Source organism: Candidatus Dadabacteria bacterium (assembly GCA_009837205.1).
Classification (GTDB): domain Bacteria; phylum Desulfobacterota_D; class UBA1144; order Nemesobacterales; family Nemesobacteraceae; genus Nemesobacter.
The window spans coordinates 69,372-94,590 of the sequence record VXTZ01000022.1; the positions used below are offsets into that span (position 1 = coordinate 69,372).

General features: G+C 50.3%; 26 protein-coding genes and 1 pseudogene. 16 read left to right on the forward strand and 11 right to left on the reverse strand.

What is annotated here, in order from left to right; all coding sequences use genetic code 11:
- Nucleotides 1-2: 2 nt before the first annotated feature.
- Nucleotides 3-269, forward strand: a complete 267-nt coding sequence (locus F4Z13_04750) for a hypothetical protein (GenBank protein MXZ48546.1) — start codon at nt 3-5, stop codon at nt 267-269.
- A gap of 28 nt (nt 270-297) precedes the next feature.
- Here the strand turns inward: F4Z13_04750 and F4Z13_04755 are convergent, their stop codons facing one another.
- Nucleotides 298-576 carry a 4a-hydroxytetrahydrobiopterin dehydratase gene (locus F4Z13_04755; GenBank protein MXZ48547.1) on the reverse strand — a complete coding sequence of 93 codons (279 nt, stop codon included), beginning with the start codon at nt 574-576 and terminating at the stop codon, nt 298-300.
- A 39-nt stretch (nt 577-615) separates the two neighbouring features.
- Here F4Z13_04755 and folK point away from each other — a divergent pair, with 39 nt between their 5' ends.
- Nucleotides 616-1,134, forward strand: coding sequence for a 2-amino-4-hydroxy-6-hydroxymethyldihydropteridine diphosphokinase (gene folK / locus F4Z13_04760; protein MXZ48548.1), 519 nt, complete (start codon nt 616-618; stop codon nt 1,132-1,134).
- Nucleotides 1,135-1,147: 13 nt separating this feature from the next.
- On the opposite strand, the gene folD is transcribed toward folK, so the two are convergent.
- The 3 genes from folD to thiD form a co-directional block, all read right to left on the reverse strand.
- Entirely contained in the window at nt 1,148-2,005 is an 858-nt protein-coding gene (folD, locus tag F4Z13_04765; protein MXZ48549.1) for a bifunctional methylenetetrahydrofolate dehydrogenase/methenyltetrahydrofolate cyclohydrolase FolD, read from the reverse strand.
- Nucleotides 2,006-2,178: 173 nt separating this feature from the next.
- Nucleotides 2,179-2,913, reverse strand: coding sequence for a hypothetical protein (locus F4Z13_04770; protein MXZ48550.1), 735 nt, complete (start codon nt 2,911-2,913; stop codon nt 2,179-2,181).
- Between the two features lie 480 nt (nt 2,914-3,393).
- On the reverse strand, nt 3,394-4,176 hold the full coding sequence (gene thiD, locus F4Z13_04775; protein MXZ48551.1) for a bifunctional hydroxymethylpyrimidine kinase/phosphomethylpyrimidine kinase: 783 nt from the start codon (nt 4,174-4,176) through the stop codon (nt 3,394-3,396).
- Nucleotides 4,177-4,330: 154 nt separating this feature from the next.
- Here thiD and F4Z13_04780 point away from each other — a divergent pair, with 154 nt between their 5' ends.
- A complete protein-coding gene (locus tag F4Z13_04780) occupies nt 4,331-4,738 on the forward strand; it encodes a hypothetical protein (GenBank protein ID MXZ48552.1) in 408 nt (135 codons plus the stop codon).
- Here F4Z13_04780 and F4Z13_04785 read toward each other — a convergent pair whose 3' ends face one another.
- Nucleotides 4,739-6,097 carry a phosphomannomutase/phosphoglucomutase gene (locus tag F4Z13_04785; GenBank protein MXZ48553.1) on the reverse strand — a complete coding sequence of 453 codons (1,359 nt, stop codon included), beginning with the start codon at nt 6,095-6,097 and terminating at the stop codon, nt 4,739-4,741.
- A 111-nt stretch (nt 6,098-6,208) separates the two neighbouring features.
- On the opposite strand from F4Z13_04785, the gene trpE reads away from it, so the two are divergent.
- The 7 genes and pseudogenes from trpE to F4Z13_04820 all read left to right on the forward strand — a co-directional run bounded on the left by trpE (nt 6,209) and on the right by F4Z13_04820 (nt 14,288).
- The gene (gene trpE / locus F4Z13_04790; GenBank protein MXZ48554.1) at nt 6,209-7,696 is read left to right on the forward strand and encodes an anthranilate synthase component I; all 1,488 of its coding nucleotides are present in this window, start codon (nt 6,209-6,211) and stop codon (nt 7,694-7,696) included.
- A 20-nt stretch (nt 7,697-7,716) separates the two neighbouring features.
- Nucleotides 7,717-8,286 carry an aminodeoxychorismate/anthranilate synthase component II gene (locus F4Z13_04795; GenBank protein ID MXZ48555.1) on the forward strand — a complete coding sequence of 190 codons (570 nt, stop codon included), beginning with the start codon at nt 7,717-7,719 and terminating at the stop codon, nt 8,284-8,286.
- 268 nt (nt 8,287-8,554) lie between these two features.
- Nucleotides 8,555-10,330: a glutathione-regulated potassium-efflux system protein KefB gene (locus F4Z13_04800; GenBank protein MXZ48556.1), complete on the forward strand. Its 1,776-nt coding sequence runs from the start codon at nt 8,555-8,557 to the stop codon at nt 10,328-10,330.
- A gap of 72 nt (nt 10,331-10,402) precedes the next feature.
- Nucleotides 10,403-10,573: pseudogene (locus tag F4Z13_04805) on the forward strand (hypothetical protein).
- Nucleotides 10,573-11,574 (forward strand): hypothetical protein, encoded by a 1,002-nt coding sequence (locus F4Z13_04810; GenBank protein MXZ48557.1) that lies wholly within the window; start codon nt 10,573-10,575, stop codon nt 11,572-11,574. Before F4Z13_04805 ends, F4Z13_04810 begins: the two are co-directional and overlap by 1 nt.
- Nucleotides 11,574-12,155 carry a hypothetical protein gene (locus tag F4Z13_04815; protein MXZ48558.1) on the forward strand — a complete coding sequence of 194 codons (582 nt, stop codon included), beginning with the start codon at nt 11,574-11,576 and terminating at the stop codon, nt 12,153-12,155. The genes F4Z13_04810 and F4Z13_04815 overlap by 1 nt, the downstream gene beginning before the upstream one ends.
- Before the next feature lie 414 nt (nt 12,156-12,569).
- Nucleotides 12,570-14,288 (forward strand): AMP-binding protein, encoded by a 1,719-nt coding sequence (locus tag F4Z13_04820; GenBank protein MXZ48559.1) that lies wholly within the window; start codon nt 12,570-12,572, stop codon nt 14,286-14,288.
- Here the strand turns inward: F4Z13_04820 and F4Z13_04825 are convergent.
- Complete coding sequence (locus tag F4Z13_04825; GenBank protein MXZ48560.1) at nt 14,277-15,239, reverse strand: sodium:calcium antiporter; 963 nt, start codon at nt 15,237-15,239, stop codon at nt 14,277-14,279. The genes F4Z13_04820 and F4Z13_04825 overlap by 12 nt on opposite strands.
- Nucleotides 15,240-15,398: 159 nt before the next feature.
- Here F4Z13_04825 and F4Z13_04830 point away from each other — a divergent pair, with 159 nt between their 5' ends.
- Entirely contained in the window at nt 15,399-17,120 is a 1,722-nt protein-coding gene (locus tag F4Z13_04830; protein ID MXZ48561.1) for an ATP-dependent acyl-CoA ligase, read from the forward strand.
- 47 nt (nt 17,121-17,167) lie between these two features.
- Nucleotides 17,168-17,605: a nucleoside deaminase gene (locus F4Z13_04835; GenBank protein MXZ48562.1), complete on the forward strand. Its 438-nt coding sequence runs from the start codon at nt 17,168-17,170 to the stop codon at nt 17,603-17,605.
- 2 nt (nt 17,606-17,607) lie between these two features.
- Here the strand turns inward: F4Z13_04835 and F4Z13_04840 are convergent, their stop codons facing one another.
- The 5 genes from F4Z13_04840 to rpmH all read right to left on the reverse strand — a co-directional run bounded on the left by F4Z13_04840 (nt 17,608) and on the right by rpmH (nt 20,851).
- The gene (locus F4Z13_04840) at nt 17,608-18,258 is read right to left on the reverse strand and encodes a hypothetical protein (protein MXZ48563.1); all 651 of its coding nucleotides are present in this window, start codon (nt 18,256-18,258) and stop codon (nt 17,608-17,610) included.
- Between the two features lie 2 nt (nt 18,259-18,260).
- A complete protein-coding gene (gene yidC / locus F4Z13_04845; protein MXZ48564.1) occupies nt 18,261-19,928 on the reverse strand; it encodes a membrane protein insertase YidC in 1,668 nt (555 codons plus the stop codon).
- Between the two features lie 178 nt (nt 19,929-20,106).
- Nucleotides 20,107-20,358, reverse strand: coding sequence for a membrane protein insertion efficiency factor YidD (gene yidD / locus F4Z13_04850; protein ID MXZ48565.1), 252 nt, complete (start codon nt 20,356-20,358; stop codon nt 20,107-20,109).
- Nucleotides 20,355-20,714, reverse strand: a complete 360-nt coding sequence (rnpA, locus tag F4Z13_04855; GenBank protein MXZ48566.1) for a ribonuclease P protein component — start codon at nt 20,712-20,714, stop codon at nt 20,355-20,357. Before rnpA ends, yidD begins: the two co-directional genes overlap by 4 nt.
- Nucleotides 20,702-20,851, reverse strand: a complete 150-nt coding sequence (gene rpmH, locus F4Z13_04860; protein MXZ48567.1) for a 50S ribosomal protein L34 — start codon at nt 20,849-20,851, stop codon at nt 20,702-20,704. The genes rnpA and rpmH overlap by 13 nt, the downstream gene beginning before the upstream one ends.
- A 176-nt stretch (nt 20,852-21,027) precedes the next feature.
- Here rpmH and F4Z13_04865 point away from each other — a divergent pair, with 176 nt between their 5' ends.
- The 4 genes from F4Z13_04865 to F4Z13_04880 are packed head-to-tail and all read left to right on the forward strand — an operon-like array spanning nt 21,028 to nt 25,201.
- Nucleotides 21,028-21,252, forward strand: coding sequence for a hypothetical protein (locus F4Z13_04865; protein MXZ48568.1), 225 nt, complete (start codon nt 21,028-21,030; stop codon nt 21,250-21,252).
- Nucleotides 21,253-21,277: 25 nt separating this feature from the next.
- Nucleotides 21,278-23,095 carry a biotin/lipoyl-binding protein gene (locus F4Z13_04870; protein MXZ48569.1) on the forward strand — a complete coding sequence of 606 codons (1,818 nt, stop codon included), beginning with the start codon at nt 21,278-21,280 and terminating at the stop codon, nt 23,093-23,095.
- Nucleotides 23,096-23,099: 4 nt separating this feature from the next.
- Entirely contained in the window at nt 23,100-24,398 is a 1,299-nt protein-coding gene (locus F4Z13_04875; GenBank protein ID MXZ48570.1) for a sodium ion-translocating decarboxylase subunit beta, read from the forward strand.
- Nucleotides 24,399-24,439: 41 nt separating this feature from the next.
- Nucleotides 24,440-25,201, forward strand: coding sequence for an SDR family oxidoreductase (locus F4Z13_04880; GenBank protein MXZ48571.1), 762 nt, complete (start codon nt 24,440-24,442; stop codon nt 25,199-25,201).
- Nucleotides 25,202-25,219: the final 18 nt, after the last annotated feature.

Consider the following 25,219-nt stretch of genomic DNA (forward strand, 5'->3'; position numbering starts at 1 on the left):
TAATGGCTGGAAAAATCTACATTCGCAGGGGAAGAGTTCCGTTTTTCTCCCTGCCCTTCATCGCGCTTTTCGTGATCGTGGCCGTTTGCCTTTTCGCGTTTTTCGGCGTTCTGGCACTGGTTGCGCTAGGAGTGCTCGGAGCGGGGGCCTCGCTTTTGAGGAAGCTGTTTCCGGGTAGGGGCAGAAAAGCCGATCCCCGCGTGGGCGGACCTGAAGGAGATACCATTACCCTCGGAGAGGATGATTACGAAATAAGAGATGCGGACTAGCTTTCCCGGACGGTGCGAGGAGCTCGCGTCAGAGTGCCTTTTCTATTTCCCCCGCCAGACTCAGGTCCTTTTCCGTGATTCCGCCTTCGCTATGGGTTGAAAGGGTGATGGAAACCTTGTTCCACCGTATGAGGATGTCGGGGTGGTGGTCTGCCCTTTCTGAGAGAAGCGCGACCTTGTTCACAAAACCCATGGAATCGACGAAATTTCTGAGAACAAACGTCTTTTCTATTTCTTCTCCCTTCTTCTGCCAGCCCTGAAGGCCCTCGAGCGCGGAAGAAATTTCTTTTTCGGTTAAAAGTGCCATATATTTTCTCATTATATATTAACCGGGAGGAGTATTCCATTGAGCGAACCCGAAGTTTCGCCGAGTGTCGTTTTCATAGGTGTCGGAGCCAACCTCGGCCCCGTGCGCGAGAATTTCACCCGCGCGCTGAGGAGTATAGAAAAGCGCGCGCGCGTGGTGGCAGTATCCTCCCTTTACGAATCGGATCCCGTGGGACCGCAGGATCAGCCGAAGTTCACAAACGCTGTCGTTAAGGCGGAAACGGAACTCTCTCCTTTTGAGCTTCTTGATTACCTCAAGACAATCGAAAGGGAGATCGGGAGGAAAAAAACGAAGAGGTGGGGACCCAGGGTGATAGATCTTGACATAATCTTCTACGGAGACCTTGTAATAACCACGGATTCCTTGGTAATTCCTCACCCGAGGGCCCACGAAAGAAGATTTGTCCTTGAGCCCATGCTCGAGATAGACCCGGCCGCCTGGCATCCTGCAAAGAACATGGCGGTAAGGGATATATGTTCCGGCCTCGGGGATTCGCAGGCGATTTCGAAAACCGATGGCCCCGAGGTGCTTCTCTGACCCGGGTTTGGGGCTACTCGCCCAGCACCAATATCTCCGCCGCCTCAAGCGTGTTCCAAAGAAGCATGGTTATGGTCATCGGACCCACCCCGCCGGGAACGGGGGTTATGTAAGAGGCTTTTTCCTTTACGTCCTCAAAGTCAATGTCGCCGATGATCTTTCCGCTCTCGTTCCTGTTGATTCCGACATCGATTAAAACGGCTCCGTCCTTTATCATCTCCTTTTTTATGAATTGCGGATCTCCTATTGCGACTATCAGTATGTCCGCCATGGTGGTTATAGACGAGAGGTTTTGAGTTTCGATATGGGCTATGGTGACGGTGGCGTCCCTGTTGAGCATCAAGGCCGCCGCGGGTTTTCCAACTATGTTGCTTTTTCCCACGACCACTACGTGCTTGCCCAATATCTCTATGCCGTAGTAATCGAGAATTTTTTCTATTCCGTACGGGGTGCAGGAGATAGCGCTAGGATTTTCCTGGAACAGTTTTCCGATGTTCTCGGGATGAAATCCGTCGACATCTTTGTCAGGAGACACCGTTCTTATCACTTTTGCTTGGTTCATATGGATCGGAAGGGGAAGCTGTACCAGTATGCCGTGAATCTTTTCATCCGAGTTGAGGCGCTCGATCAGCGAAAGAAGCTCCTCTTCAGTGGTTTCCTCCGGAAGATTGTATTCTTCTGAAAGCATTCCACATCTTCCGCACGCCCTTCTCTTGTTCCTCACGTATATTTCGGACGCGGGATCGTCGCCGACCAGAATGGAAGCAAGACCGGGCATTACTCCCGTGCGGTCTTTAAGTTCCTGGGTCCTTTGGATGATCCATTCTTTAATGTCTTGAGAGACCTTTTTGCCATCCATGATTTTAGACATGTTCAGTTTCCTTTTTTTCGAAAGATGGCTGGTTGGAAAGTTGTTAGTATAATCGACTCCAGCGGGTTAATCCACATTGGACCGGATTTATCTGGATAGTGTCTGCCGGAGAAGTCCTTGCAGCGCCCCGGCGGGAAGTCGGCCCGATCAGAGCCGAATCTTGGGAAACGTTATCAATAACCCAAAACGCTGTAGTCGCCGTTTATGATCAGACGAATGGAGACGTAGAGCCCCAGTAGCGCGAAAAGCACCCATGGAGAATTCATCCCCCAGATGTAGATGTACATATCCCCTCGGCTGATTCGGGTTTGTCGATTGGCCGAGAAGAAGCTGACCCAATAAACTGAGGTCATGTACGTCAACTGCCAGAACAGTATTACTCCGACGATGCCCGCAACAGGGGCGGACAAAATATCGAAGGTGAAGGCAGCGTAGAGAATCAACGTCGGGATCGGGGTCACGAAGCCGTTGGCAACATCCACGCTGTAACCGTATGTACGCCGGTCTGCGTAGGAACCGTCGAACTGGGAATACGTCGCCCAGACATCCGCCCATACCGTTGGCGACAATACCTTCGTCAACGGAATCTTTGTGGTAAGGAATTCGGTGGATGGTTTTCGGCTCGTTTCCCGCCAGCGCTTGCGCCAATATTCGGTGCGCTGCTCGATATAGTCGCGTCTGAGAAACAGGCACACTTCCCAATAGCAGATCACCAGATTAATCGAAAGGAACAGAATCAACAGGGCATGAATAACGTTGAAATCCCCGCGGGTCCAGTAACGTGCGCCAATGCCCGCTAAGGTCAGAATCGCGATAACCAGCACTGTGAACAGCATCGCCGAAATTGCCAGCCTGACCCGGCGTGCCTTGGGTTCGGAATGCGCTCGGTCGGTTCGGTTTTGGGGCATGTGTTCTGATCCTCGCAAAAAGTCCGGCGTTACAACTCGCCACATTATACCCTTCGAAGCGTCCCACGTCTTGGACAAATGTGCTGTGCTCCGGATGGACACTTTCTATAGGGAAATTATATACAATAGTCAAAAAAACTTGATTTCCCTGCTGAAATTGTTCATCCAGTGAGATTCATATGCTGAAACATTTTTTGTTAATCTGCCTGTTATGCATTCCTGCAACTGTCTGGATGCTCTACAAACCAATGCGGGTTATTGTCCCTGAATTAAATGGAGTTTCATGTATCGGTGAGGATATTTGCACTGACAATGCGTTGCGCTACGAGGAAGCGATTGCATTATATGAGGAAGCTTATGAATTCATGGACTTAAAGATGTAATTACCAATGGTTTCAATCAGTGGGAGGAGAAAATCTGTGGCAAAAGGCGGGAAAGCTGTAACGATGCGCAACAGGCAAAATCGTTTAGCCTTGTGGTTCAGGTTTTTCCGAGGTGATTAAGGGGCCCGTGGCCCTTTCCTATCTCCAGAGAGTTTCTTATCGCTTCCGTCACAAAGGCTTTTGAATTCTCAAGGGAAACCGGAAGAGACATTCCCTTCGCCAGAAAAGCGCACACGGCCGCCGAAAAGGTGCAGCCGGTTCCGTGGGTGTTCTTCGTCTCGATTCTCTCGCTAACCAGTTCTTTGAATGTTTCTCCGTCGAAAAAAAGATCTACCGCCGGGTGATCTTTTGCGAGATGGCCCCCTTTTACAAGAACCGCTTTCGCTCCAAACGAGTAGATCTTCTCGGCTGCGGTCTTCATATCGCTTATGCCGCTTATGCTAACAGAACTCAGTATTTCTGCCTCGGGTATGTTCGGAGTCACTATGAGCGCCCTTGGGATAATCTCTTTTTTTAGAAGTTCCGTTGAGTCTTTTAAAAGAGTGGTTCCGCCTTTTGAACTCATCACGGGATCGACAACGAGCTTTTCAATTCCATAGAGGTCTATTTTTTCCGCCACGATCTCAATGATTTTTTCATTGGAAAGCATTCCGAGCTTCGCCGCGTCGCAGCCTATATCGCTCATCACGGCGTCAAACTGCAGTCCCACAAACTGCTCGGGAAGATCATGGATCGCGCTTACCTCCAGGGTGTTCTGGGCGGTAACGGAGGTGAGCACGGAAAGTCCGTACACTCCCAAAGCAGTGAAAGTTTTAAGGTCAGCCTGGATCCCTGCCCCTCCTCCTGAATCGGACCCGGCAACGGTAAGCGCTCTTGGGATTTTTTCCGCCACGTAAGGATTCTACAAATTCACCTGTTTTTTTACAAACCCGGACAAGGGCTTCTCTGCCAAGGGTCTTTACTGGAATTGAAAACTGTTTTCAGTTGTATATAATTTCCCTTCACGCTAAACGATCGTTTAAGGAGATAGAGTCATGAGCGAAGATATTTTCAGACCGGATTTGTTTACAACCGACGATGAGGGCAGAGTGAGGCTGATTGCGGGTTACTGCAAGGAATCCGACAACTGGACCTTCCCTAGGTACCTTGCGGACCCAGTGAGTTTTTCAGATGACGTGGAAGAGAGACTTCTCAGCCCAACAGGCATTCTGCATTCCTTTACAGTTGTAAGAAGAAGCATGCCGGAATTCACGGTGCCCTATGTTCTAGCTCTTGTTGATTTTCCGGAAGGCGTGAGGGTCATGGCGCAGGTTGAAACCGAAGATCCTGATTCTCTTGAGTTCGGAGAGGAGATGGGCATTACGGTAGGGGTGATAAAGAAAGCGCCAGACGGAACGGATGTCAGTTCCTACAAGTTTATCCCGGTAAGGGAGAGCTCCTGATCAGCCGATCTCATTGATCGTTTCCCTAAGGGTTTTTTCCACGGTTTCCCTTATTTCCGCGAGTCTTGATTCCGTCTGAGCTTCAAAACGAAGCACCAGGGCTGGCTGGGTGTTGGATGCCCGGAGAAGGCCCCATCCGTCCGGATACTCAACCCTGACTCCATCTATGTCAACCACTTCGTTTTGCTCCCCGAGTTTTTTCTTTACCGCTTCCGTTACCTGAAACTTGATTTCATCGGGACAATCCACTCTTATCTCCGGGGTTGCGAAGGTCTTAGGTAGTCCTGTAAGCAGTTCCGAGGCCTTCTTTCCCGTTTTCGAGAGAATTTCAAGAAACCGAAGTCCAGCGTAAAGAGCGTCGTCGTATCCGAAAAACCTGTTTTTAAAGAAGATGTGGCCACTCATTTCTCCACCGAGTTCGGCACCCTCCTTTTTCATCTTGTCCTTGATTACCGAGTGGCCGGTTTTCCACATGATGGGATTTCCGCCGGCTTCCCGTATCTTGGAGAAAAGATTTCCTGAACACTTAACGTCCCCTATTATGGTCGCTCCCGGGTTCGTTTCGAGAAGATCGAGCGAATAGACAAGTAGCAGCATGTCTCCGCTCATTGAGTTTCCCTGCTCATCGACGATTCCTATCCTGTCCGCGTCCCCGTCAAACGCCAAGCCCACGTCGAGACCGGCTTCCACGATCTTTTTCTTTATGTCGGAGAGGTTCTCCTCGACCGTGGGGTCGGGGTGGTGGTTCGGAAAATCCCCGTCGGGGTCCATGTATAGCTCATGAACTTCGCAGCCGAATCTTCTGAGTATCTGCGGGCAGGCCACTCCGGCGGTTCCGTTGCCGCCGTCGGCCGCGACTTTTATCCCCGGTTCTATATGAAGATTCTCCTCGAAAAATTCAAGGTAGCTCTCAATTATATCTGCCTGTTTCTTTCTGCCCTTCCCTGTTTTGAACTTTCCCTCTTCGACCGATTCTCTTATTTTCTGTATGCCTTCGCCGAAAAGGGAGTTCTGCCCGACGCACATTTTAAGCCCGTTGTACTCAGAGGGATTGTGGCTGGCGGTTACCATCACCCCGCCGTCAACGCCTGAGGTAAAGGTGGAGAAATAAACCATCGGGGTCGTTACCATTCCTATGTCGACCACGCTAACGCCGGTTGACGTTATTCCTTCGCAGAGCGCGTCCCGAAATGCCGGGGAAGACTTCCTGCAGTCGTATCCAACGGAAACCTCCGATCCCCCGTCCTCGGCCACCATGGTTCCGTAGGCTTTTCCGATTCTCTCGACGACCTCTTCTGTGATGCTCTCCCCCGCTATGCCCCTTATGTCGTATTCTCTGAATATAGCTTTGTCGGGAATCAACGTTAACGTAACTCCTTTATTTTTTAAGCCCTTAATTATAATATCCCCGGGGATTTATAAAAGGCGTTCTTCTTGACTTTAGTTTTTCGAGTCTTATCATTTCCTTCCATGGTTTCTCCCTCCTATGAACAGTTCCTAGAGAACCTCGAACACGGGAATCTCGTACCCGTATGGGAGGAAGTTCTGGCCGATTACGACACTCCGGTTTCGGTTTTCAGGAAGATAGACTCGCCCGGTTACTCCTTTCTATTCGAAAGCGTGGAGGGCGGAGACAAGTGGGCGCGCTACAGCTTTCTGGGCACGGAACCCTCGGTGGTATTCCGCTCGAAGGGCCAAAGCATCGAGATAATGTACTCGGACGGGGAAACCGAAACGTTCACGGGCGACCCGATTCTGGCGTTGCGGGACCTGCTTTCACGATACAGGCCGGTTTCTTCGGAGGAACTTCCGAGATTTCACGGTGGGGCAGTCGGTTACTTCGGTTACGACATAATCAGATTTATAGAGGATATTCCCGATACCTCTCCTGATGAGCTCAAGGTCTGGGACTCCGTTTACATGGTAATGGATACCGTTTTGGCATTTGATAACGTTACGAGCAAGATAAAGATCATCTCAAATGCCTATGTTCCCGACATTAAAAATGCGAGGGAGGAGTACGAAAAATCCCTTACGAAAATAGCCGAGCTTAAAAGCAGGCTTAGAAATTCGCTTAGCGAAAGGTTTACCAACGGTATTCCTCAAGATGTTGGCGAGGAAAAATTCAAGATCGAATCCAATTTCGAACCCGCACACTTCAAAGATGCGGTTCTCAGAACCAAGGAGTACATAAAATCAGGGGACATAATACAGGCAGTGATCTCCCAGAGATGGAAGACGGACCTGAGGGTCGATCCTTTCGATCTCTACAGGGCGCTCAGGATACTAAACCCTTCTCCGTACATGTTTTTTCTGAGGATGGGTGACGAGATACTCACAGGATCTTCTCCGGAGGTGATGGTAAGGGTCGAGGGGGAAAGAATCGCAAGCCGTCCGATAGCCGGGACGCGGCCGAGAGGAAAAACCGTCTCCGAGGACGAAAGCCTCGCGGCCGAACTCATTGCGGACCCCAAGGAGAGGGCCGAGCACATAATGCTCGTTGATCTCGCGAGAAACGATCTGGGAAGAGTTTCCAACACGGGCTCGGTCAAAGTGGACGATTTCATGATCGTGGAGAGATATTCCCACGTGATGCATATAGTTTCGAACGTGACGGCTCTGATTGCCGAGGGAGTGGATGCCTTTGACGTCATAAAGGCGACTTTTCCCGCGGGCACTCTTTCCGGAGCGCCGAAGGTAAGGGCAATGGAGATAATCGAGGAAACCGAGCCGACGACGAGAGGAGCATACGGGGGATGCGTCTGCTACTTCAGTTTTTCGGGCAACATGGACAGTTGCATAACCATAAGAACGTTCGTGATAAAAGACGGCAAAATCTACATACAGGCGGGGGCTGGCATAGTGGCAGATTCGGATCCTGAAACCGAGTACCAGGAAACGGTTAACAAGGTAAAGGCCTTGGTGAATTCGGTTGAGCTTGCGGAGGAGGGACTCTGATGACCGGGAACAAAAGGAAAGTGATTCTGATGATTGATAATTACGATTCCTTTACCTACAACTTGGTCCACTATCTGGGGGAACTCGGTCAGCAGATCGAGGTGAGGAGAAACGACAGTCTTGATTTGGGTTTCGTGGATGATCTTGACCCCGACATAATCGTAATCTCTCCCGGGCCCTGCACTCCCAAAGAGGCCGGGCTTTCGGTCGACATAATAAAAAGGTATGTCGGGGAAAAACCCATTCTCGGCGTCTGCCTGGGTCACCAGGCGGTGGGCTATGCATACGGGGCGAACATAATCCGGGCAGAGAGGCTTCTGCACGGAAAAACTTCCCCGATCCTTCACGACGGAAAAACCATCTATAAGGATCTTCCAAATCCCTTTGAAGCTACGAGATACCATTCACTTCTGGTGGAAGAGGCATCCCTTCCGTCCGACTTCGAAATTTCCGCTTGGACCAAGGAGGGTGAAATCATGGGGATAAGGCACAGAGAACTTCCTGTTGAGGGCGTTCAGTTCCACCCCGAGTCCATCCTTACGGAGTGCGGGAAGGATCTTCTAAGAAACTTTATCGATTGCTATGGGTAAAGCCGATACGGCTTTCCCTTTTTTCCCTGCTTGAGAACCCCTTTCGACTTATTAACATATTTAGAGCATAAGACTGCATTTTGACCAGCTTTTTCCCCAAATGCGGTCCTGAACCGAAAAAGCGGTTTACGGTCTGTTTTTACTTGACCACATTTCAGTGTGAGCGCAAAGTTCTGAAGGAGTTAAGTCTGTTAAGCCATGTCTGAGTTGGTTAAACAAAGAGAAGTTTTAAGAGAGCGGGATTCGAGTCCGTTTCGCAGGAGGTCAGATGGGCCTTCTGGTTGAAGCTTTCATTTTTCTGCTGGCGACGATTGTTGTTGTTCCTGTCTGCCGTAAGTTCGGATTGAGCAGCGTGCTTGGCTACCTGCTTGTTGGATTGCTGATCGGTCCAGGCGTGTTCGGGCTTGTGGGCAATGCAACGGAAGTTCTGCACTTCGCTGAGTTTGGAATCGTTCTGTTGATGTTTCTCATCGGTCTCGAACTTCGTCCGCATCGTCTCTGGACCATGCGGAGATTTCTCTTCGGGCTGGGTACAACCCAGATCCTTATCACCTCAGTCGTCATTGCGGTGTTCTGTTTCATGTTGCTGGGGATGGGGACGCCTGCGTCAATACTGATCGGGTTCTCTCTTGCTCTTTCAAGTACGGCATTTGTCGTGCAGTGGCTCGGGGAGCACAGGGAATTCAACAGGCCCCATGGACGTGCGGCTTTCGGCACGCTGCTTATGCAGGATGTCGCCGTTATCCCTGCAATAGCCTTAATAGGCATCTTGTCTTCTAAGCCCGGGGATTCGGCGTCGTTGAACTTGCTGCTTCTTATCGCTGTTGTGGCTGGATTCGTGGTTGCTCGGTTTACGCTTCGCCCCGCCCTGCGTTTTGTTGCCTCCACGGGAATCCATGAACTTTTCACGGCCGCCGCGCTTACGCTTGTGACAGGCGCCGCCTTGGCGATGCATAGCATCGGTTTTTCAATGGGGCTCGGGGCTTTCGTGGCGGGCGTTATGGTTGCCGATTCTGAGTATCGCCACCAGCTTGAAGCGGACGTAATGCCCTTTAAGGGGCTGCTTGTGGGTCTTTTCTTCATTGCGGTCGGCATGTCGGCCAACCTGGGTTTGTTGATCAGCAAGCCGCTTTTGATCGTCGGACTGACTGCGGTTCTCATGGTCGTAAAGTCGCTCGTTATATACCCGCTTGCCAGATTGCAGGGTCTTAGGCACGATGAAGCGGTAAGGACAGGACTTGTGCTTTCCCAGGGCGGGGAGTTTGCCTTTATTCTGTTTACAATAGGCGTTTCGGCGCAGCTTGTAGATCAATTCGTGGTCGATATTGCCGTTTTGGTGGTAACGTTGTCAATGGCGGCAACACCTTTTCTCGTTGCGCTCGGTTCCCGGTTCGGTGCCGAAAAGGACAGTGCACCCGCTCCTTTAGAGGAAACCCATGGATCGCAAAATTCCGTTATCATCGTAGGGTTTGGTCCGTTCGGCCAGACCGTAGCTCGGATACTGACCATACTTGAAATTCCATTCACGGTGATTGAACTCGATCCCAAGAGGGTTGACTTCGTTCGTCAGTTTGCAAGCGAAACATACTATGGCAACGCGTCGAGCCTGCGGGTTCTGCTATCTGCTCATATTGACCGAGCTCCTGCGATCGTCGTGGCGATCGACGATGTCGAATCGTCTCTGAAAATAGTCAGTCAGGTATCTAATTCCTTTCCGAACCTTAAAATTATGGCGCGCGCTAGGAATCGTTTTCACGAAATAAAGCTCCGCGAGCTTGGAGTGACCTCCGTGATTCGCGAGACTCTGCTTTCAAGCCTTGCTCTTTCAACCCAACTGCTTGAGCATCTGGGGTTACCCCAGTCCGATGCGGCGGAGATAATCCAAGCTTTTCGGGAACACGATGCCCAAGCTCTGGATAATCAGATGGCGGTTTACCACGATAAAACCGGGTTTCCTGAAGATGTGTTTGATACGACGCAGGAACTAAAGGAATTGTTCAAGGAAGATAAAAAAACCAGTCTGCGCGTCGAAAAGAAAACTTGATTAGTTTTTTACAAACTTGGGTGTTAGGCACCTACCAGAGTTTGCATATGTTGCTTCAGTTTTTCGGGCAACATGGACAGCTGCATAATCATAAGAGCGTTAGTTATAAAAGACGGTAAAATCTACATATAGGCAGGAGCCGGTATAGTGGCAGATTCGAATCCAGAAACCGAGTACCAAGAAACGGTTAACAAGGTAAAGGCCTTGGTGAAGTTGGTTGAACTTGCGGAGAACGGACTCTGATGACCGGGAGCAAAAAAGGGGATAATTTTGAGTTCTTGGATGATCTTGCCTCTGACATAATCGTGATCCCCCCTCCCCGGCCCTTGCATCCTCAAAGAAGCTGGCTTTCGGTCGACATAATAAAAAGGTACGTCGGGGAAAAACCCATTCTCGGTGTTAATCTATACTTTCATCACATAGTTTTTGAGAATAGCCAGGATGCAAGTTTCCAAGGTGTTGTGGGCAAACATCCTGTTACGAGCGCTAAGGGCACAATAGAGTTCGTGACCTCACCGGAAGTGACAATTCTTGAGTTTTCAGCCCGGTCTTGTATCCTAATCGCTTCAACTTCTTGTATATATTTGAGGAAGATATCAATGGCTTCTAAGTTGCCCTATATGGTGTCAGTAGGATTGATTCCGAAGATACTAGAAAAAGTTCAAAATGCAAAGCGCCCTGAAAGGTTTACTCAAGATTTTCTGGAGACGAAACTCGGACACAGTGGGGGTAGTGCACGACCTATTATTCCGTTACTAAAACGTATGGGGCTTCTCGGTGCAGACGGAGTTCCAACGGTTCTATACGACCAATTTCGTAATCCTGAGACCCAAGGCTTCGCCGTTGCCAAAGGGATAAAGAATGCATTTACCGAACTTTTTGACCGGAATGAATATGTCTACGAATTGTCTCGTGAAAAGTTGACAGGACAGGTAATCGAGATCACAGGTGGAACAAAGGAAGACAGTCGCACCAGAGCCATTGTTGGCACCTTTTTGGCGCTGAAAGAGTTAGCGGACTTCGAGGCGGAGGATCCCCAAAATCTAGTCTCTGAACAAAAATCGGAAGCAACTTCTTTGGCACAGCCTTCGAGTGACGCTGAAAATGTATCTCCGATTACCGATAAAGACAACATTGAGTTGAGAGTAGGATACACAATCAATCTCAACCTCCCAGAGACCAAAGATCCCGAGGTCTTCAATGCTATTTTCAGAGCTCTTAGGGAGAATCTATTGAAAAACTGATGCGCGCAGAAGAAGCAATCAAATTATTTGGGTTAAACAACCTAACTATCGAGTCGGATATTCGACAGATAGAAAGGGAGTATGATATTGATCTTGGCCACAAGAAAGACCAAGAACAAAGCATAGATCAGACTTATTACCCTCAGTTCACTGAACGGCTTCGAACCGAGGCATCTCGTATGTCAACGAATTATGCAATCTTTTACTGTCTTGAGAATAGTATACGAGAAGTGATTGTCCAGCGTCTTGAGGAAGAGCACGGTACCAACTGGTGGAGTACTGCTGTACCGGAAATCGTTCGTAAGAACGCTGAGCGAAACCGAAAGAAAGAACTATCATCGGGAGTCACCCCCCGATCAGTAGAGCTAATAGATTTCACAACCTTTGGGGAGCTAGGCGAAATCATTAAGGCTAATTGGGATATCTTCGGTGATATGTTTTGCGATGTTCAGGCAGTCGAAAGGGTCCTAGCGACGCTTAATACATTGCGTGCGCCGATAGCACACTGCAAAGCACTCGCGGAGGACGAAGAATTGCGACTACATCTAAGTCTACGCGACTGGTTCCGGCAGATGGAATAATATATTGGACATCCGGTTCTATACATTCCCAGCACGCAAACTCCAGCGAATTTTATTCTCTAGGCTATTGCCGCATTTGAGTACCATACAGATGAGATAGATACAGCCCACCTGAAAGAAGATTTGTTGAGTAATCAGGTTTCTGGTTCCGGAGATTTTCTCTAGAGTAGTCATTTACGGAGAAGCGATCCATCAATCCCGTAGCACGGGTGAATTTGTTTCGTCTTTATAGGTTATGTGACGTGCTTGAACTCTTCGAAGCAAAGATAAATCGGCGAGAACTGAGCAGATAAACACTCTGCCTAAGCCATTTGCTTTTTTCAGGTAGACTAGGGCGGTCAGAATAAGCAAGAGCTTGAAACCGTCAAAGGCGGTGATTTATATTCTGAGACTAAAATACGCAAGAGGAGAAAAATGAAACTGCCTTTACGTCCGAGAGACGAAAAATACATAGGGAAAGGGACTCTTCCAAACGGCCCCTTAGACGATACCGACAAGTGGCTTCCGATAACCAGATACCTTGAAGCTGGGGCTGAGTCATACCCAGAAAAAACGATGTTCAGCCTCGGGGATTCAGACGGCAACGTGGCTGAAAGCTACAGTTACGGGGAAACCAACGCCTGGGCGAACAGGGTGGCAAACGGTCTTGTCGGGGAGTTCGGAATAAAAAAAGGGGACAAGGTCGGTATGTACATGCTCAACTGTTCAGAGTACGTCATATCGATTATCGCCGCGCACAAATCAGGCGCCGTTCAGGTCCCGATAAACAAGGATGAAAAAGGCGACAGGCTGGCTTACGTAATAAACTACTCCGAGATGCGGGTGCTCGTGGTCGACACCCAGAGCCTTCCCTACATAACTGAAATAGCGGACAAGCTCGAGAATCTCGAGGCGGTTTTTCTTGTCTCGGAGGATGCTCCGGCGGATATAGGGGGCATAAGAGCGCTTCCTTTTTCCACTTTTGATCAATACTCATCCGAAAACCCGGGAGTCGACGTGACGATTGCCGACAAGGAAAGGTGCATGTTCACTTCCGGCACCACGGGTATGCCCAAAGGTGTTATCCGCGATCACGGAGGGGTGATCATGACTGTACGCTCCTTCATACAGCAGCAAGGGCTAAGAAGCGAGGACGTCTTGATGACGGTTCTTTCCCTAGGACACGCAAACGCCCAGGTGATGTGCCTTTTTGTCTCAATAGCCGTTGGAGGTTCAGCCGTTTTCTTCCCGAGGTTCTCCGCCTCCAATTTCTGGAAGTGGGCGGCGGGCTGCGGTGCGACCGGGGCGAACATGCTGGGAGCGGTGCCAGAATACATATGGGCTTCTCCGCTGTCAGAGTGGGATTCAAAGCATGGGATAAGGATGATGCTCTCGGGGCCCGCGCCTAAAAAGCTTCGCGAGTTCGAGGAAAGATTCAACACGAAGATAGTTGAAGGCTACGGATCTACTGAGATGGGGATGCCGCTCTGGAAGGACCCCGAGGATGAAAACCCGGGTTCATGCGGATTTCCCGTCGAGGGGTACCACCTTGAGATAAGAGATCCCCTGAACACAGACGAGATCATAGACAAACTATGGGACGTGGACAAGAATCCCGCTCCCGCCGAGGAGGAAAAAGGACTTCTTTTCATAAAGCCCCTAGTTCCGCACACTACCCTCGATGAATATTTCAAGGACGAGAGAAGAACGAAAAACGCTTTTGACGACCAGGGATTTTTCAATTCGGATGACCTGTTTGCCGCGGGAACCGACGGGAGATACTACTTCATGGGCCGCTACAGCAGGATACGCGTGTCGGGAGAGAACGTTGATCCTGTAGCGGTAGCCGATGTCTCCGAGGAACATCCTTCAGTTCGGGAGGGGGTGGCCGTAGGCATTAGACTGCCCGACATATCGGATGACGAAATCAAACTCAACCTGATACTTAAGGAAGGGGCGAATTTCGATCCTGTGGAATTCTGCGAGTGGATGGCCGAGAAGGTGATGGTGGCCATGGTTCCAAGGTTCATTGAAGTCTACGAGGAGTTTCCGCTTACCTCAACCCAGAAAATCGCGGTTTCGGAACTAAAGGGCATATCCGGTTCCACATGGGACAGGCACGAAAGCGGACTCAAGCTAAGGTCAAGGAAGTGAGCTTGAGATAAAGTAGAGAAACGCTACGTAAATTATAAGCAGAAGAACCCCTTTCTTTTTTCCGACCCTGTTTTTACCAATCTGGGTTTTCCCGATTAGTAACACGAAAAGAACTGTAAGCAGGATAAGAAATGCGAATTCGGACGCGTATCCGAACATATCCCGGTTTACCTCTATGGGTCGGATAACCGCGACGAGACCCAGATACCCGAGATTAAAGAAATTGCTCCCTATTATGTTGCCAACGACTATGTTCTGCTCTTTTCTCCACGCGGCCACGAGCGAAGCGGCAAGTTCCGGAAGTGAAGTTCCGAAGGCAACTGCCACGACCCCTATGAAAAGTTCGCTTATTCCGAGCTGTTCGGCGATATCTATTGCGCTGCTAACCAAAAGATGGGCGCTGACAGCCAGAAGCACTGAACCCGAGACTACGTAAAGAAGGATCTTCCACCCGCCGTCATCTGGCGATACGGAAAAAGCCTCGTTTTCTTCTGTGGATTTTCCGTAGGGGATGACCAAAAGGACGCCGAGCAGGAGAAACAGCAGCACTCCTTCACCTCTTTCGAGAGAGAATTCCGTGAGGCTGAGGCCGAAAGCGGCAAAAGTCATAAGCCCCATAAAAACAAGCGGAAGCCACTGCTCTTTCCACGCTTCTCTGCTTATCACTATTGGACTTATAAGAACCGTCAGGCCAAAAATAAGCCCGGTGTTGGCGATATTGCTTCCGACCATGTTTCCGACTGCTATGTCGCTTGAGCCCTCTATGACCGCCACCAAGGAAACCATGAATTCGGGAACGGATGTTCCAAACGCAACCACGATAAGTCCCGCAAAAAAGGTGCCCATGCCGGTGAACGCAGCAACCCCGGAGGCGCCTCTAACGAGAAGACGGGCTCCCTTCCACAGAAGAGCGAAACTCACGGCAAAAATCAGCAGATTCAAAATTCCCATATATCAGAAGCGGATTTCAGGCCGTATGCGGTCGGCCAGAGATTTTTTTCAGGAACCGGAAAAAAACGGGGTTTGCAATGAGACACCGATTAACCTATAATAGTCCGGGTGTTTTTTTCATTTCCAAATGTTATAAGACTGTTCAGGAGGTTACAGTAAATGCAATTATTATTCAAACCGCGCGATGGCGTATATCTGGGAAGCGGAGATCTTCCCTTCGGTAAATTTGAAGACACTTCACTTTGGCAGCCGATAACCACAAATCTTGAGAAGGGTGCCGAGATGTTTCCCGACAAGGCAATGTTCAAGGTCGGAGACAGAGACGGAAACATCGTGGAGAGCTACACTTATGCGGAAACCAACGCGTGGGCCAACAGGGTGGCAAACGGTCTTGCCCAAGGGTTCGGAATAAATAAAGGGGACAAGGTCGGCATGTACATGCTCAATTGTTCTGAGCACGTGATATCTATTATCGCCATACACAAGTGCGGCGGCGTGCAGGTTCCGGTAAACAAGGACGAGAAGGGGGAAAGACTCGCTTACGTAATCAACTACTCGGACATGAGAGCCCTCATTATTGACGAGGGGAGCATTCCTTTCATAGAGGAAATCGGCGACAGTCTGGAGCATCTTGAAGCAGTTTTCGTGACGGTTGACAATCCACCTGAAAAAATCGGAGGCATAAAGACGCTTCCTTTCTCAGAATTTGACAGTTATGACGATACTAATCCCGGGGTGGACGTTACCACTGCAGACATGGAGAGATGTATGTTTACGTCCGGTACCACGGGGATGCCAAAAGGGGTTGCCAGAGACCACGGAGGAGTGATCATGACGGTCCGTTCTTATCTGCAGCAGCAGGGAATAAGGAACGACGACGTGCTCATGAGCATACTTTCACTCGGTCACGCCAACGCGCAGGTAATGTGCCTTTTCAGCGCCATGGCGTCCGGTGGGACTGCCGTGTTTTTCCCCAGATTCTCGGCTTCCAATTTCTGGAAATGGGCGGCCGGGTGCGGCGCGACATGCGTTAACATGCTGGGAGCGGTAGCCGAGTACCTCTGGGCCGCGCCTGAGAGCGAGTGGGATCAGAAGCACAACATAAGGATAATGCTGGGCTCCCCGGCTCCGAGGAACTTGAAGGAATTCCAGGAGAGGTTCGGAGTCAGGGTAATAGACGGATACGGTTCGACCGAGATGGGCATGGTTCTCTGGAAAGACCCCGAGGATCACCGCCCGGGTTCATCCGGTTTCCCCATGGAGGGATATTACGTCGAGCTCAGAAATCCCGAAGACATCGATACGGTGGTAAGACCGTTCTGGGATTCTACCGACGACATTACTCCTCCCGACGATGCCAAGGGGCTTCTTTTCGTAAAGCCGCTTGTTCCGCATACGACCCTGAATGAATATTTCAAGGATGAGAGAAGAACCAGAGAGGCTTTTGACGATGACGGCTTCTTCAATTCGGACGATCTCTTCGCCAGAGGTATCGATGGGAGATACTATTTTGTCGGAAGGTTCAGCCGCATCAGGGTTTCAGGCGAAAACGTGGATCCGGTAGCCGTCGGGGACGAGGCGATGCAATATCCCGCGATTCAGGAAGCCATTGCGGTCGGTATAAGGCTCCCGAACGTTTCGGATGACGAGATCAAGCTCTGCGTTACGCTCAAGGTGGGCGAAGAATTCGATCCGATTGAGTTTTCCAAATGGATGGCCGAAAGGGTTATAGTGGCCATGGTGCCCAGGTTCATAGAGGTTTACGAGGATGGATTCCCGGTAACCGCGACCCAGAAGGTCAAGGTCGCCGAAATAAAGGAAATCACCGAGAATACCTGGGACAGAAACGAGACGGGCCTCAAGTTCAGCGCCAGAAAGTAGATCAGATTTTTCTTTTATCCGTGACGGGGCAGTCCGATGAAATCATTATGGCCTTGGCTATCAGGGAGGCCGAGCGGGCCGCTTCGGCAGGTGAGGTTCCGGTAGGGGCGGTCATAGTTGACGGGGGAGGCACCGTAATTTCAGCCGCCCATAACCTGAGGGAATCAGCTTCGGACGCTACCGCCCACGCCGAAATTCTGGCTATACGCCGCGCATGCGAAGTTATCGGAAACTGGAGACTTTCCGGCACTTCTATCTACGTTACTCTTGAGCCCTGCGCCATGTGCATGGGAGCCATAATCAACGCGAGAATAGACAGGGTCGTGTTCGGCGCTCCCGATCCCAAGGGCGGGGCGCTTGTAAGCAACTTCGGAATCGGCGCGGGAAGGGAACTCAATCACTGTGTGGAATTCTCGGGGGGAGTCTGCGGCGAGCGGTGCGCGCGCATTCTTGAGGATTTTTTCAGGACGCTTCGGGATTCCTGAACTCAGGCCTGAGGGCTGACGACGATTTTTTTCGAGTTGCCCTTGCTTGGAACCGTCTCGTATTTTATGTCCTCTTGCTTCTTGAGTTCTATGTAGGCCATTTTCCTTTCGTAGGATGAAAGCCGCTCGATTGAGTGAGAATTTCCGCTCTCCTTTACTTTCTGTACGGTCTCCGCGACTTTTCTCGGCACATCGGTGTCCTTTTTCTTTCCGTCATGCCCGCCGATGTTTATGGCAACCCTTTTGTTTTTCCCCTCGTTGCTGTTTCTTGAAGCTATCTTCCCCACTATGTACTCAAGGGACTTTATTACTTCCCCGTTTCTCCCTATGAGGAATTTCTTGTCTTTAACGGGCCAAACCTCAAGTATTATCCTGTTTTCAGTCTCTTCGGCCTTTACGCTCTGCGGGGATGGAAACAGAAAACCCAAGAGGGTCTCAAGAGTTTTTTTCGCCCGAAACGCCTTTTCGCTCAATCCGCCAGTTTTTATTTCCACCCTCACTATGGCGTTTTTGCTTCCTATGCCCAGAACCCCTTTGGAGTCTTCTCTTATAACTTCGATTTCCACTTCGTCTTTTGAGACTCCGAGTTCTTCACAGGCGTTCACTACGGCTTCGGAAATTGTTTTTCCTTCCTTTTCTATTACGGTAGCCATTGCTATCCTCCTTCTGGCTCCGGGACCTGTCGATTGATGTATAGTTGCTGACCGACGGAGAGAATGTTGCTTACGGTCCAGTAAAGTATAAGACCGGAAGGCAGGCCCCAGAACATTACGGTAAAAATTATAGGCATAAACTGCATGAGCTTCATCTGCAGTTCCATCGTCTCGCTTCCTGGAGCAGTCATGGGGGTGAGTCTCTGCGAGAGAAACCACGAGACACCCATCAAAAGGGGCAGCACCCGAAACGGTATTCCCAGCACGTCAAATAGGTGTTCGGGCTGGGAGAGGTCGTTTACCCAGAGAAACGAGCTGTGTCTTAGATCTATCGAATACAGAAGCGCGAAATAAAGAGCTATGAAAACGGGAAGCTGTATGAGCAGGGGAAGACATCCCCCGAGACTGCTGAGCGGGTTTATGTCGTTACTTGTGTAAAGCTTCATCATCTCTGCCTGCTGAGTCGATTTGTCGTCCTTGTATTTTTCTTTGAGAGCGTCGATTTCAGGCTTCAGACTCTTCATCTTGTTCTGTATGGCTTTCATCGACTTCATGCTTTTCACGGTAAGGGGGAAGAATATCACCCTGAGAGCGATCGTAAGCACTATTATGGAGATTCCGAAGTTGCTGAAAAAGTCGTTGACGAACTTAAGAAGCACGACGGCAATCTTGGTAAGTACTCCTGCGTAGCCGTAGTCAATCGATTTCTCAAGGCTGTACCCGGCTTCCTTGAGGTCCGGTTCATTTTTCGGACCGAAATACGATTTCCACCCGACTTTGTAGCTTTTCCCCGCAGCTATTTTTTGCTCTGGATAGGAAAAACCCGCCCCGGCAAGACCTTTTTCATCAAGGGGCTGCAGGTAAACTCCCCGGTCTCCCCCTATTTCCGGCAGAAATGCGCTGAGAAAGTACTTGTCACCGAAACCGAACCAGTTTGTCTCTCCATTGTACGCCTTGGTTTCCTTAAGGGGTTTCTTGGTCCGTTTGACCTCGCCGCCGACCATTGAGATAAACTCGTAGAGACTATTTGAACCGCTCTCGTATACCGTATTTTCCCAGCCGACGTAAACTTTCTGGTTTATCTGTCTCCGCGTTCCGTTAAGAATCTCCAGATTTTCCTTGATAAAGTATTTCCCGGGATAAAAGGAGATGGTTTTACGTACCGTAAGTCCATCGGGTTTTCTCCAGACCAGATTGACATCAAGTCCCTCGGGACCCACGACCAGATTCGTACCTCCCTTGTAGGAAAACGGGATAAGTTCCGGCATTTTTTCGTTTTTGACTCTCAGTATGGTGTCAAACGACTTTTTCTCTTCACCTATTACCGCCACAGGCACCGAGTCCGTCTCGACCGTCTTTTTGTATTCCGAAAGATCCCAGCCGACAACTTTTCCTCCGAGGGTGTCTATCTCGGCAACATAAAGGTCGGATCTGACTTTTATGATCTTGGAAGCGTAGGAAGATTTTATCGGTTCAAATTCCGTGGGAAGTTCCTGTGGGGAACCCGGTTCTTCGGAAAGATTCCCTGCGGCGGGCGCCGATGCGGGCCGATCTATTTTTGCGGGCTGTTTTTCCTTGGGGGCTTCTGCAAAAAACGCCGAGTAACCGACGATTACCAGTACCGACAATACCAGAAATAAAATGTAGTTTCTCTTGAGGTCGCTGTTCATGTGTTGTTTCTTAGGGCTTTATTGAGGATGTGGGGCGCTATCGTGATTTCTGCGAGACACCTGTGAGACTGCTCCCGTTTTCTGTGCGTAGTTCTAGCATGTAGCAGGAAACCAAAGAGTAAGAATTCATGAAAGCAATGATACACGATAAGTTTTAATAGGAATAGGGAAGTCTTATTCACCCCTTCGCCCGTTTATCGCTTTTTTTCTTTACGGGGTCATATCCTCCTGCGCTTAACGGATGACATCGCAGTATTCTCCTGAGAGTCATCCAGATTCCTCTGAAAGCTCCGTGTTCCCGCAGGGCTTCAATTGAATACGCGGAGCAACTGGGGTGGAACCTGCAGGTTTGGGGAAGCAGGGGAGAAATGGTTCTCTGGTAGGTCCTTACCAGTAAAACAAGGAATCTGACTGCGGGATTTTCTTTCATTTGATACGGCCTGCGAGTTTTTTTATCTCTAGGTAAAGTTCAGAGAATTTCTTACCCGATACGTCGTTCTTTATTACGAACACCACGTCGTTTGAGGAAAACACGGGCTTGTTCCTCCTGAAAACTTCCCTCAGCACCCTTTTCATCCTGTTTCTTCTGACTGCGCTTGCCGACGCTTTTTTGCCCACGGACACCCCTAGGCGGGGAAACCCAAGAGAGTTGGGCTTTGCGTAGAGTATGAAGTTTTCCGAGTGGGTTTTAGTGCCTTCTGAGAGTGTGTTGCGAAAGTCGCGGGATGTTTTTATCTTGAATTTTGCGGGAAACGAGCTGTCGGACTCAAACGCTACTTTTTCCATCTCCCAACCGTGAGAACGTATCTTCCCTTGGCAGTCCTTCTCCTCAGTATGCTCCTGCCTCCCCTTGTGCTCAGCCTGGCGCGGAAGCCGTGTGTTCTGAGCCTCTTTTTTACGTGCGGTTGATAAGTCCTTTTCATAGTGGGGGGTCAGAATAACACGTAAGGATTTGAAGGTCAAGGGAAAACGGGGAACTCAGAAATCCGCGGCGTGCGCATGGCACCAGGGGTTTCGCCGCAGATTGACAATAAACGAGTTCTTGTAAATAATTGATACCCATTAAATTCAAACAGTTTTTGAGATTCTTCGTCCATATATGATCCTTGAAGGCGTAAAACTCATGGTCATTGGTATGGCCATAGTATATATTTTTCTGCTTGTATTGATGGTAAGCGTGATGCTGTCTGCGAAGCTTTTTAAAGACAGCGACGTGCGTGCGCCCTCGGGTCCCGGGGCGTCCAAAAAATCCGGAAGGGACGTCATTCCGGTTATAGCCGCGGCAGTTGCGGCCTACAAGGCGAAGCATGCCGGCGACGGCTAGATCTTGAAAACTTCAGGGTCTTGTCATGAAAAAAATCTTATTTCAGGATACATCCTTTCGCGACGGGTTTCAGTCCGTTTTCGGCGCGAGGGTGCTTACAGAAGACTTCATCCCGGCGGTTGAAGCCGCTAGGGAAGCCGGGATAACCCACTTCGAGGCTGGCGGGGGGGCCAGGTTCCAGAGTCTGTTTCTTTACTGCGGGGAGTCCGCTTTTGATATGATGGACCGCTTCCGCGAGGCAGCTGGACCGGATGCTAACCTGCAGACGCTTGCAAGAGGGATCAATGTTGTTGCCCTGTCCCAGCAGCCCAAGGACATGATAGATCTCCACGCCAGGATGTTCAAGAAACATGGCATAACTCACATAAGAAACTTCGACGCCTTAAATGACGTAAGAAACCTCGAGTACTCGGGTCAGTGCATAAAGAATGCGGGTCTGCACCACCAGGCGGTGGTAACACTGATGGAGCTTCCTCCGGGATGCGAAGGAGCCCACGATGTGGATTTCTATATAGACAGGCTGAGGAAAATACTTGATTCGGGGCTCCCCTATGATTCCATATGCTTCAAGGACGCTTCCGGAACCTCGAATCCCCAAAAGATTTACGAGACCGTGAAGGCCGCGAGAAAGCTCGTCGGAGAGAACGTCATTCTCTGGGTGCACACCCACGAGACGGCTGCCCAGGGAGTCAATCAGTACATGGCCGGCATAAACGGCGGGTGCGACGGGATCTGCGTCGCGAGAGCCCCGGTTTCCGGGGGAACTTCTCAGCCCGACCTTATATCCATGTGGAACGCCCTTAAGGGGACGGAGTACACCTTGGACGTGGACATAACCAAGGTTCTCGAGGCGAATTCCGTGTTCAAGGAATGCATGTCCGGCTATTATTTCCCGCCCGAAGCCCTTCGGGTCTCCTCGGAGGTTCTTCTCTCTCCGATGCCCGGCGGAGCACTTACCGCAAACACCATGATGATGAGAGACACGGGCACCCTTGATCTTTACCCGCAGGTGATCGAGGCGATGAGCGAATGTGTTGCGAAGGGTGGATTCGGAACATCGGTTACCCCGGTTTCCCAGTTCTATTTCCAGCAGGCCTACGCCAATGTCACTCAGGGAACTTGGAAGAAGATCACCGACGGTTACGGGAACATGGTACTAGGCTACTTCGGGCGTACGCCCGTTGAGCCCGACCCGGAAGTCGTGGCGATAGCGGAAGAGCAGATGGGCAAGCCCCGCTTTGAAGGCGACCCGCTCGATATACTTGAGCCCGGCATTCCGAAGGCGACCGAGATTCTCGAAAAAGAAGGACTTCCTGTCACCGAGGAAAACATATTCATAGTCGGGGCGCTTCAAACCCAGGGCGGAAACAAAGGACTTGACTTTCTCAAGGGGAATTTCAGCGTCAACGTAAGAAAAAACAAGCCTGAAGAGCAACCTCAGCAGAGACAAGGTCTCGGCACGAGCGTAGCATCGAAGGTGTCTGGTACCGGGGAGAACTTCGTTATTACGGTTGACGGGAGAAGCTACAATGTAACTGTAAAGGAAGGGACTTCGGAAGTTGCTTCAGTAACCGAAGCTCCAGCCCCGAAAACATCCTCTGCGATGGATGAAGATTCTCCCGATGTTGTGGCCGTTACGGCGAGCGTACCCGGCAACGTGTACAGGGTTCAGGTCGGCGTGGGGGACAAGATAAAGGAAAATCAGACGCTGATCATGCTTGAAGCCATGAAAATGGAAACTCCAGTTGCCTCTCCGTGCGACGGGGAAGTGGTGTCCATAGAGGTTGAACAGGGACAGGTAGTAGAGACGGGTCAGCTTATCCTGACCATTCTTCCCTCTTGAGCGCATGAAAAAATTCATACTTATTTTCGCAGTTCTTGCGGTTTCCCTTGGAATATTCGCTACCACTCCAGACTGTCTCGGGGAGACGGTAAGCGACGTGGCAGCCTCTGCGGAGCAAACCAAGGAGCTCGCATCTTTTTCCCAGCTTTTGAAAAACGTGGCTACCAGTACCGGCATCTACGGATTTATTGCGGGCAACGCAATTTCCTGGGTTAACGGATTCGGGATGTTTTTGATGATCCTGGTAGGATTCCTTCTTCTCTACCTGGGGATTGCGAAGAAATTCGAACCTCTTCTTCTGGTTACGATAGCTTTCGGGTGCATATTGGCCAACATTCCGCTTGCGGGGATAAATGACCCCGGCGGGGTACTTTACTACGTGTACGATGTCGGCATAAAGACCGGTATTTTTCCCCTTCTGATATTCATGGGAGTGGGGGCGCTTACCGATTTCGGTCCGCTTCTGGCCAACCCCAAGACGGTTCTTCTGGGAGGCGCTGCGCAGTTCGGTATTTTCTCGACGTTGCTCGGTGCGCTCGCGCTTTCCCAGTACGTGCCCGGGATCGATTTTTCCCTAAAAGACGCGGCGTCGATAGGAATAATAGGGTCAGCGGACGGACCGACCTCTATTTATATTTCTTCACAGCTCTCCCCGAGGCTTCTCGGTGCAGTCTCGGTCGCCGCGTATTCCTACATGGCTCTCGTGCCGATAATCCAGCCCCCGATAATGAAAGCTCTTACTTCCCCTGAAGAGAGAAAAATAAGGATGAACCAGCTTCGTCCGGTGGCGAAAAGAGAAAGAATAATGTTTCCGTTGATTGCTCTTACTCTCTGCCTTCTTTTTCTTCCATCTGCCGCGCCCCTAATAGGCTTTTTTGCTTTCGGCAATCTGATGAGGGAATGCGGAGTGGTCGACCGGCTCTCGGATACGACGAGAAACGCGCTTATCAACATCGTTACGATATTCCTCGGCCTCGGAGTCGGCTCGCAGCTTCTGGCCTCCGAATTTCTCTCCCTTGAGACTCTTGGCATACTTCTTCTGGGAATTGTGGCTTTCTGCATAGGCACGGCCTCTGGGGTGTTGATGGCCAAGCTTATGAATGTTTTCTCCGAAACCAAGATCAACCCCCTGATCGGTTCGGCAGGGGTTTCGGCGGTTCCAATGGCCGCTCGCGTCTCTCAGGATATGGGGGCCAGGGAAGATCCCCAGAATGTGCTTTTGATGCACGCTATGGGTCCGAACGTGGCCGGGGTTGTGGGTTCGGCCGTAGCGGCAGGAGTGCTGCTTGCGGTTTTTGCGTAAGTTTCTGATCTGTTACAAAGGATGTTTTTGCGGAGTCTTCTATGAGATTTAAAGGACGCTCAGCGATCATTACCGGTGGAGGAACGGGAATCGGTGAAGCGACGGCACTTTTGCTGGCGCGAAACGGAGCCAAGGTTCTGATTGTCGGAAGAAGGGAAGATAAGCTAAAAGAGCTATGCGGCAGGGCAGGGGAAGAAGGATTTTCTATAGAGTACAAGGTCTGTGACGTTTCAGTCGAGAGCGACTGCGCAGCCACCGTGGAGACCGCTTTTCGCGAGCACGGAAAGATCGACATTCTTTTTAACAACGCCGGTATCATTTTTTCCGGCCCCCTTCACGAAGTCGAGATCTCAAGGTTTCAGGAGATCTTCGATATAAACGTGAAGGGAGCGTTCATGATGTGCAAATATGCCATTCCTCATATGCTTTCTGCGGGCAGAGGTTTTATCGTCAATAACTCTTCTGTTATCGGGTTAAAGGGTTTTGCGGGGCTTTCAGCCTACTCGGCGTCCAAGGGAGCCCTTGTTCAGCTCACAAGAAGCATGGCCCTTGAGTATGCGGACAAGGGACTCAGAATAAATGCTGTTTGTCCTGGAGGGGTCTGGACACCGATGTTCGATTCCTATCTTGAGAGAGCCGAAGATGCCGAAGCGGCCCAAGCTTTTATGGAGTCGCTTCACCCCATGGGACGGCTGGCCGACCCGTACGAAATAGCTGAAGCGGTTCTGTTTCTCTGCGATGATAAGGTCATGTTCAACACGGGCTCAATGCTTTCAATCGACGGCGGCATTATAGCCAAGTGATTGCAGGGGAACGGTCTC

Coding starts and splice junctions, on each gene's coding strand:
- yidD (MXZ48565.1), bottom strand. CDS start 20,358: ATGAAAGAAAATCCCGCAGTCAGATTCCTTGTTTTACTGGTAAGGACC.
- F4Z13_04880 (MXZ48571.1), top strand. CDS start 24,440: ATGAGATTTAAAGGACGCTCAGCGATCATTACCGGTGGAGGAACGGGA.
- F4Z13_04825 (MXZ48560.1), bottom strand. CDS start 15,239: ATGGGAATTTTGAATCTGCTGATTTTTGCCGTGAGTTTCGCTCTTCTG.
- F4Z13_04815 (MXZ48558.1), top strand. CDS start 11,574: ATGCGCGCAGAAGAAGCAATCAAATTATTTGGGTTAAACAACCTAACT.
- F4Z13_04840 (MXZ48563.1), bottom strand. CDS start 18,258: ATGGCTACCGTAATAGAAAAGGAAGGAAAAACAATTTCCGAAGCCGTA.
- folD (MXZ48549.1), bottom strand. CDS start 2,005: ATGTCTAAAATCATGGATGGCAAAAAGGTCTCTCAAGACATTAAAGAA.
- F4Z13_04875 (MXZ48570.1), top strand. CDS start 23,100: ATGAAAAAATTCATACTTATTTTCGCAGTTCTTGCGGTTTCCCTTGGA.
- F4Z13_04865 (MXZ48568.1), top strand. CDS start 21,028: ATGATCCTTGAAGGCGTAAAACTCATGGTCATTGGTATGGCCATAGTA.
- F4Z13_04755 (MXZ48547.1), bottom strand. CDS start 576: ATGGCACTTTTAACCGAAAAAGAAATTTCTTCCGCGCTCGAGGGCCTT.
- yidC (MXZ48564.1), bottom strand. CDS start 19,928: ATGAACAGCGACCTCAAGAGAAACTACATTTTATTTCTGGTATTGTCG.
- F4Z13_04870 (MXZ48569.1), top strand. CDS start 21,278: ATGAAAAAAATCTTATTTCAGGATACATCCTTTCGCGACGGGTTTCAG.
- trpE (MXZ48554.1), top strand. CDS start 6,209: ATGGTTTCTCCCTCCTATGAACAGTTCCTAGAGAACCTCGAACACGGG.
- F4Z13_04830 (MXZ48561.1), top strand. CDS start 15,399: ATGCAATTATTATTCAAACCGCGCGATGGCGTATATCTGGGAAGCGGA.
- F4Z13_04770 (MXZ48550.1), bottom strand. CDS start 2,913: ATGCCCCAAAACCGAACCGACCGAGCGCATTCCGAACCCAAGGCACGC.
- F4Z13_04835 (MXZ48562.1), top strand. CDS start 17,168: ATGGCCTTGGCTATCAGGGAGGCCGAGCGGGCCGCTTCGGCAGGTGAG.
- rpmH (MXZ48567.1), bottom strand. CDS start 20,851: ATGAAAAGGACTTATCAACCGCACGTAAAAAAGAGGCTCAGAACACAC.
- F4Z13_04810 (MXZ48557.1), top strand. CDS start 10,573: ATGACCGGGAGCAAAAAAGGGGATAATTTTGAGTTCTTGGATGATCTT.
- F4Z13_04750 (MXZ48546.1), top strand. CDS start 3: ATGGCTGGAAAAATCTACATTCGCAGGGGAAGAGTTCCGTTTTTCTCC.
- F4Z13_04820 (MXZ48559.1), top strand. CDS start 12,570: ATGAAACTGCCTTTACGTCCGAGAGACGAAAAATACATAGGGAAAGGG.
- F4Z13_04780 (MXZ48552.1), top strand. CDS start 4,331: ATGAGCGAAGATATTTTCAGACCGGATTTGTTTACAACCGACGATGAG.
- F4Z13_04800 (MXZ48556.1), top strand. CDS start 8,555: ATGGGCCTTCTGGTTGAAGCTTTCATTTTTCTGCTGGCGACGATTGTT.
- rnpA (MXZ48566.1), bottom strand. CDS start 20,714: ATGGAAAAAGTAGCGTTTGAGTCCGACAGCTCGTTTCCCGCAAAATTC.